This window comes from Lentzea sp. NPDC059081 (assembly GCF_042738015.1).
Lineage (GTDB): Bacteria > Actinomycetota > Actinomycetes > Mycobacteriales > Pseudonocardiaceae > Lentzea.
In genome coordinates this window covers 297,077-304,006 of sequence record NZ_JBHYGW010000008.1, presented here as the reverse complement: position 1 = coordinate 304,006, position 6,930 = coordinate 297,077, and the positions used below count along the sequence as shown (strand labels likewise).

Sequence of the window (6,930 nt, the reverse complement as noted above, 5' to 3'; positions counted from 1 at the left end):
CAGCGGTTCCAGCCGTGGCCCTGCTCCGAGCCGATCGTGCGGACGACGGCCTTGTTGCCGCCGGTGTCGCCCGAGTTCCCGGAGTTGCCCGAGTTGCCGGTCGTGGCGTTGTTCGAGCTGGTGGCGTTGCCACCGTTGCCCGAGTTGCCGCCGTTGCCCGCGGTCGCCTCGGTGGAGCCGTTGTTCTTGTGCTGGCCCCACTTCTGGTCCTTGTTCATGATCGCCGCGTCGCCGCCGTCGCCAGCGGGACCGGAGTGTCCGCCCACGGTGGTGCTGTGGTTGGAAGCGTCACCGGTCGAACCCGTCGCACCCGTGTTCCCGGAGTCGCCCGAGCTCACGTTGGTGTGGCACTCGGCCAGCAGGCACACGCCGTAGGCGCTGTTGCCGCCGGTGTTCCCGGAGTTGCCCGAGTTGCCGGAGTTGCCGGACTGCGCGGTGTTCGAGCTGGAGGCGTTGCCGCCGTTGCCCGAGTTGCCGCCGTTGCCGGCGTTCGCGGTCGCGTTCTGCGCACGACCGGCCGCGGTGGCGTCGCCGCCGTTGCCCGCGGCACCGGAGTTCCCGCCCACGGTGCTGCTGTGGTTGGAAGCGTCACCGGTCGAGCCGGTGGCACCGGTGTTCCCGGAGTTGCCCGAGCTCACGTTCGTGTGGCACTCGGCCAGCACGCACAGGTTCGTGGCGCTGTTGCCGCCGGTGTTGCCCGAGTTCCCGGAGTTGCCCGAGTTGCCGGAGCGGGCGGTGTTCGAGCTGGTGGCGTTGCCGCCGTTGCCCGAGTTGCCGCCGTTGCCACCGTTCACGACCGAGTGCACGGCGTTGCTCACGTCGCCCAGGAGGCCGTTGCCGCCTGTGTCAGCGCTTGCCATCGCCGTTCCGCACAGGAGAAATCCTCCCGAGAACGCCGCGGCCAGCAGGCCGCGCTTCACGTAGTTGTGCATTGTCGAGCCTTTCCTGTCAAACAAGCTGGGTGATCTGTCGGCTTGGATGGCAGGTCGGATCAACTGGGATGATTACGGCCGTAGTAATAGCACCACGACCCGTGGACCTGGTGATCGGCGACCACCACGAGCGACTCGCCGACCGCGTGGGCTCCCGGTGCTGCCGGGAGATCCGCGAGAGCGAGACCCGTCGATCCGTTCGACGACGCCGATCCTGTCGTGCCGGGCACAGCGAACGGCACGTCGGGCAGCGGCTGCTGGGGCGCCTGGAGCGGTGGCGCCACGTCAGGTGCGGAGATCTGCTGCGGGACCTTCGTCACCGCAACCGGAACTGCGTCGGACGTCGTCACGGCGTGAACCTCCGGTACGACGACGACCGGTGTCTCCGGAACTGCCGGCTCGGCAACCGGCGGCGGCGTCACCTCCGCCGGAGCGGAAGGCTGCGTCACCAGCGGTTCTGCGAGCCGCGGCACCACCGGCACGTCCCGCACCGTGTTCGCCACGGGGGTGAGCAGCGGCGCGGTCACCGGCTGGAGAGGCTCCAACACCGGACCCAGGACCCGCGTCGTGGTGTCGACGACCGGCGCCAACGGTTCCAGCACCGGCTTGGTCACCGGCTCGGCGGCCTTGAGCACCGGCTTCAACACCGGCTCAACGCTCTTCACCACCGGGGTCACCACCGGCTCGGCGGCTTTCACCACCGGCTTCACGACCGGGTCGGCCACCACCGCGACGTCCCTCGTCACCGGGGCGACCAGATCGGTCACCGGAGCGACGAGATCGGTGACGCCACCCAGCAAGCCGGGCGAGCCACCCTCGTCAGCGCTCGCGATCCCCGCGGAGAGAAAACCGAACCCGATCAGGAACCCGGCCACGCCGAGAGTCCGCCGGAGCGCTGTGGAGCATGTCAACTTCATGCAATCACCCCCTCTCCTCGAATCAGCACCTGCTTACGTCAGGCATTCGGATTCACCCGATGGGGTGGATTGCACCAATGTTGAGGAAATTTTGTTTTCGCAGCTCAAAGCCGTAAAATAGTTTGAAACCCGCATTCCCGACTACTTTGAGATACAAAATGCACCTTTGCATGTCAACTGACAGTGACCGCCTTTTATGAACTACTCCGTTCCGGATGAGCGGTATCGGATCCGCGCACAGCATCTGCGCGGCGCGTCAAGCCAGTCAGGTCGCGGCTTCCGGTGCTCGTTCGAGTCCGCGGGGTTCTTCGCGTCGAGCTTGCTGCGGAGGCGGGCGACGTGATGCTCGACGGTCCTGGACGAGATGAACAGGGTGTCGCCGATCTCGTGGCAGGCGAGGCCGTCCCGCACGAACGCGACCTCTTGTTCGGGTTCGCTCAGGACTTCCGCACTGCCGGGCGATGTCGAGCAACCAGGTCGTCGCCTTGCGCTCGGTGGTGTGCATCGCAGCGGGCCAGCAAGCCATGCCGTGCCCGCCCGCCTGCATGCAGTGTGCGTGCAGTCCTTGGCCTCCGACTCGACCTGTCCGTGGTCGACCTCACCTCGTCCGGCTTGGCTCCGGCACTGGGCGGCGGCCGAGAACGCGCGAGCGGACGGCAGTGCGCCCGTCACGTCGTCCAACGCCGTGAGGTGGTGCTGCACTGCGGCGTGGTCACCGAAGAGAAGCGTCACGTGGAACGCGTTTCAGCACGGCAGAGCTGACCACAGTGGGGGATCTCCGAAGTTGCCCGGCAACGTCCACGCCTCGTTCTGGTGCGGCTCGACCCGGTCGAACTCCACCGCGACCGTCACGGCGATCTGGGTACGCGAGGTCAGCGCCGGCACGCTCGATCATGCGCGTCACGTCAGCGGTGGCCTCGTCGTGGCGGGTCCGGGAACGCGGGCGCGTCCGTCCACGTCGCGCGGATCCGCACCCACGCCCGCCCGACACTGCCTGCACGACGCCTCACGACCCCGTCCGAAGATCTGAGCATGTCCGACCTCAGGTCCGATGCGCAACGTCAACATCGTCGCTCTGTGGCGCGGGCGTCCCGAACAATCGGTGTGTCGTCAGGACACCGCCGCGCTGATGGACTCGGCGACCATGGCCATGGTGGTACGAGCGCGGACGGGGTTCTCGGTGAGGAAGTAGTGGTCGGTGCCGGGGGTCTCGTCGTGACGCACCGGCACACCGGCTTCCCGCAGGCGTGCGGTGTAGCGCCGGCCGTCGTGGCGGAGCACATCGCGTTCGGCGGTGAGCACGACAGCCGGCGGCAGACCTGACAGGTTCTGTGCCAGCAAAGGAGAAGCCAACGGTTCCAGCCTGCTGGCGGGGTCGGGGAAGTAGACCCGGCGCACGAGCCGGCGCAGCTCGGGCGTGATCATGCCCGGTTCGTCGTAGCCGTGTTCGTCGTGGAAGTCGAGCACGGGGATCCCGAGCACCTGCAACGCCGGAAGCCACCGTCCTCCGTCGCGGGCTTGCAGGCTCACCGATGCCGCGAGGTTGCCACCGGAGGAGAACCCACCGACCGAGATCCGATCGCGGTCCAGCCGGAGGTCGCCGCCATCGGCCGCAGCCCACGCCGCGACGTCGTGGCATTGGTGATGGGCCACGGGGTAGGTGACGTACGGCGCCGCACGGAAGTCGACGTTCAGCACCGGGACGCGGGTCGTCGCGGCGAGGTACCGGCACCACCAGTCGTCCATGAACGGGTAGCGCATCAGGAACGCACCACCGTGGAAGTGGACGTGCGCTGCACCGGGCACCGGCTCCGAAAGCGGCAGGTAGACGTGCACGCGGACGCGGCCGTGCCGGGTGGGCACCCGGATCGGCCTGGGCCTCGGCAGGTCCGATCCGGCGAAGCGGAGCACCTCGCCGTAGCGCACGGTCCAGCGGGCGGTGGCGTGCATCGTCGCCGCGGTGATCCGGTCACTGAGCTTCACATCGGTTCCTTCGTCGCCGCACGGCCCGCCGGATCGGTTTCAGCCGAGCAGGGCGACGACGTTGGCCCGGTCGGCACCGAGGGTCACGTACAGCTGCGCCCATTGTTTGTCGGTGTCCGTGGGTTTTTGGCTGTCGCAGAAGGGTTTGCGGCCGTGCGCGGTGTAGTAGCGCAGCAGTGACAGGGTTTCACCGGTGCTGCGCATCGAGTCGTCGGTGTAGCGCGGCCCCGGCGGCTGGGGCTGGTGGCGCAGGCAGGTCACCTCCGCGCCGCTCTCTTTGTCGAAGACCGGGCCAGGATCCGGTGGCGACGAGCAGGCGGTCAGAGCGGTGACGAAGCAGAGGACCAGGATCGGAACGCGCATCGCGTCTCTCCTATTCGAACAGGGCGCGGACGGTCAGACCGAGGCCCACGACGAGGACGAGCCCGGCGGTGATGGCGGGCAGGGCGGTGAAGCGGTTCCGGAAGCGTTCGACAGCGGCGATCCGGTCGCGAAGGCGGACCAGGAGCAGGCCGACGGCGGTGAGCGTGGTGGCCATGCCGAGGCCGTAGGCCAGGACGAGCAGGACGCCGAACCAGGTGCGGCCCAGGGCGATCGCGCCGAGCAGCACGACCAGCGCCGACGGGCTGGGCACCAGACCGCCTGCCACGCCCATGCCGATGAGGCCACCTCGTCCCACCCGGTGCCCATGCCCGTGTCCGTGACCATGCCCATGACCGTGCCCGTGTCCGTGCGCATGGCCGTGTCCGTGGCCAACGGCGACTGGTTGCCGTTGCAGAGCGGAGCGCAGCAGGTACGCGCCGATAGCCGTGACCAGGACTCCGCTGGCGACGCCGAGGATCCGCAGCAGCGATTCGCCGGCCAGTGCACTGGAGGCGCTGATCACCAGGCCGATGACCAGCACGCCGAGGGTGTGGGTGAGGGTGACGGTGGCGCCGACGACGACCGCGTCACGCGCGGTGCCGTCCCGGCCGGCGAGGTAGGCGGCGATGACGGTCTTGCCGTGTCCGGGTAGCGCTGCGTGGGAGGCGCCGAGCAGCAGCGACAGCAGCACGGCGAGCACGCCGACCAACGGGGTGAGGTCCTGCTTGCCGACGAGGTCCGTGAACGCGCGGGTCGCGGCGCCGAGCACCGTGCTGCCTCCCTGGGCCGCGGCCACGCCCGAGGCCGGGGTGGTGCCGGGTTCGACGCGCAGGCTCACCGCGCGGACGTCGAGGGGGTCGGCGAGCAGGTCGTCGGGGTAGGCGCGGAGTTCGTCGCTTGCGCTGGCCGAGGGTACGGGCGGGTCGATCAGGGCGATGCCGTCGCCGGTGGCGGTCATCTCGTGCCAGCCGACGCGACCCGGCCGGTAGGTGTCGCGCACCTCGACGGTGGCGGCGGAGCTCAGGTCCGCGGGGGCGGTGAGCCGGCAGGTGAGGCGGGTGGTGGCGAGCCCGGCCTCGCCGGGCGGGTACTCCACCGACGCCGAACGCAGGGACGTCACGGCGCGGGTGCCGTCGACGGTCACCGCGAGGCTGCCGGCCACGGCGTCGCACTCGCGGCCGGCGTAGCCGGTCTGACGGGCGGGTTGTTCCTGCAGGGTGGGGATCTCGGCGAGGTCGACGACCGAGACGACGTCGATCCGGTCCGGGTGCACGGTGATCGTGTGGTGGTGGTTGATGGTGAAGTTGCCCAGCGGGTGCGCGCCGGCGCTGGTGGGAACGGCCAGCATGGCGAGCCCGGCGAGCAGGAGCACGGCGAGCGCCTTCATCGCAGACCGTCCAGCGTGGTGCGGGCGGCCGGGGCGTCCACCGGTGAGAAGTGCGGGTTGGTGCGCAGCGCGGTGCCGAGCGCGTCGGCGGCCTCGGTGGTGCGGCCGAGGGCGCGCAGGATCATGCCGCGGTGGTAGGCGAACGTGGCGTTGCGCCAGCCTGTGGTGGCGGCGCGGTCGGCGTAGCCGAGGGCCTCGGCGTCGCGTCCGGCCAGGTGCAGTGCCCAGGAGAGAGCGTCGGCGACCAGCGGGTTCTGCCTGCGGTTCCACTCCCGTTGAGCGGCCGCCAGTGCGGAGGCGGCATCACCCCGGTCGGCGGCGGCGACCGAGGCGGCGAGCTCGTCCGTGCTGCCCGCGGCGGCGAGCAGCCGTTCCTGCTGCGCGAGCAGGTCGAACTGGCGGGTTGCGTCGTCGGTGCGGCCTGAGGCGCGCAGCAGGAGCGCGTACTCGTGCAGGTACTGCGGTGAGGGCACGCGGGCCACGAGGTCGGCGTAGCCGCTCAGCGCGTCAGCGGTCTTGCCCCTGGCGGCGGCGACCTTGGCACGCCCTTGCAGCAGAGCGGGGTCGAGCGGATCGACGAGCAGGCCCTGCTCGTACTGGGCGGAGGCTTCGTCGAGGTCGCCGTTGTCGAATGCGAGCTCGCCGAGGTGGTAGCGGCAGAACAGCGCGTCGGCCGGGGATGAGGAGGCCTCGAGTGCGCGAACGAGGGCTTGGCGGGCGGAGTCGACCTCGCCGCGTTGCTCGAAGTCGTAGGCGGCGCGGGTGAACGCGGGCACGCCGGGCTCGAGGTCGAGCATCCGCTGCACCGCGGCCCGCGCCTCGTCGGTCTTGCCGAGCTGGGTGAGGGCGTCGGCGAGCACGCCGTAGACCTCGGCGGTGTCGGGCAGCGCGGCGCGGGCGAGCTCGGCCTGGTCGCGGGCGGCGGCGAAGTCGTGACGGGCGTTGGCGAGGGCACCGAGGCCCAGGTGGGCGGGGCCGTTGCCATCCGGCTTGTGCCGCAATGAGGTCTCGAGCGCGCCCTGGGCCTTGCCGTAGTAGGTGGGGTCGCCGGTGATGCGGGCCTGTTCGACGTAGGCAGAGCCGAGCGAGGCCCAGGTGGTGGCGTCCTCGGGAACGCGCCGTAGCCGCTCTTGGGCGGCACTGATGGTGCGCTGCACGTCGCTGCGCGCGACCGCGGCGCCGGAGGCCGGTGGGGCGGGGTCGTCGCCGCGGCTCAGCGCGGTGGCGGTGGTGGCGAGCAGCGCCGCGCCGGCGGTGATGGCCAGCACAGCGATGATCTTGCGGCGGTTCATGGCGCGCTCCGTGGGTTGCTGTCGGGGACGTGCCGGGGGACGGACGGAGTTCGTCC

The 6,930-nt window shown here is 70.4% G+C and carries 6 protein-coding genes and 1 pseudogene; all 7 read right to left on the bottom strand.

Going from position 1 to position 6,930, the window contains the following annotated elements:
- A pseudogene (locus ACFWV3_RS21120) lies at positions 1 to 932 on the bottom strand (hypothetical protein); the annotation flags it as partial.
- A gap of 59 nt (positions 933 to 991) precedes the next feature.
- On the bottom strand, positions 992 to 1,849 hold the full coding sequence (locus ACFWV3_RS21115) for a hypothetical protein (RefSeq protein ID WP_382413090.1): 858 nt from the start codon (positions 1,847 to 1,849) through the stop codon (positions 992 to 994).
- A 201-nt stretch (positions 1,850 to 2,050) separates the two neighbouring features.
- Positions 2,051 to 2,521 carry a helix-turn-helix transcriptional regulator gene (locus ACFWV3_RS21110; protein WP_382413101.1) on the bottom strand — a complete coding sequence of 157 codons (471 nt, stop codon included), beginning with the start codon at positions 2,519 to 2,521 and terminating at the stop codon, positions 2,051 to 2,053.
- A 438-nt stretch (positions 2,522 to 2,959) separates the two neighbouring features.
- Positions 2,960 to 3,832 (bottom strand): alpha/beta hydrolase, encoded by an 873-nt coding sequence (locus tag ACFWV3_RS21105; protein WP_382413089.1) that lies wholly within the window; start codon positions 3,830 to 3,832, stop codon positions 2,960 to 2,962.
- A gap of 39 nt (positions 3,833 to 3,871) precedes the next feature.
- Positions 3,872 to 4,195 carry a hypothetical protein gene (locus ACFWV3_RS21100; protein ID WP_382413088.1) on the bottom strand — a complete coding sequence of 108 codons (324 nt, stop codon included), beginning with the start codon at positions 4,193 to 4,195 and terminating at the stop codon, positions 3,872 to 3,874.
- Between the two features lie 10 nt (positions 4,196 to 4,205).
- Positions 4,206 to 5,582: a nickel/cobalt transporter gene (locus ACFWV3_RS21095; protein ID WP_382413087.1), complete on the bottom strand. Its 1,377-nt coding sequence runs from the start codon at positions 5,580 to 5,582 to the stop codon at positions 4,206 to 4,208.
- A complete protein-coding gene (locus ACFWV3_RS21090) occupies positions 5,579 to 6,874 on the bottom strand; it encodes a tetratricopeptide repeat protein (protein ID WP_382413086.1) in 1,296 nt (431 codons plus the stop codon). The genes ACFWV3_RS21095 and ACFWV3_RS21090 overlap by 4 nt, the downstream gene beginning before the upstream one ends.
- Positions 6,875 to 6,930: the final 56 nt, after the last annotated feature.

What these genes read in the sequence shown, in the direction of transcription:
- ACFWV3_RS21115 (WP_382413090.1), bottom strand. Translation starts at nt 1,849, where the DNA reads ATGAAGTTGACATGCTCCACAGCGCTCCGGCGGACTCTCGGCGTGGCC.
- ACFWV3_RS21100 (WP_382413088.1), bottom strand. Translation starts at nt 4,195, where the DNA reads ATGCGCGTTCCGATCCTGGTCCTCTGCTTCGTCACCGCTCTGACCGCC.
- ACFWV3_RS21095 (WP_382413087.1), bottom strand. Translation starts at nt 5,582, where the DNA reads ATGAAGGCGCTCGCCGTGCTCCTGCTCGCCGGGCTCGCCATGCTGGCC.
- ACFWV3_RS21090 (WP_382413086.1), bottom strand. Translation starts at nt 6,874, where the DNA reads ATGAACCGCCGCAAGATCATCGCTGTGCTGGCCATCACCGCCGGCGCG.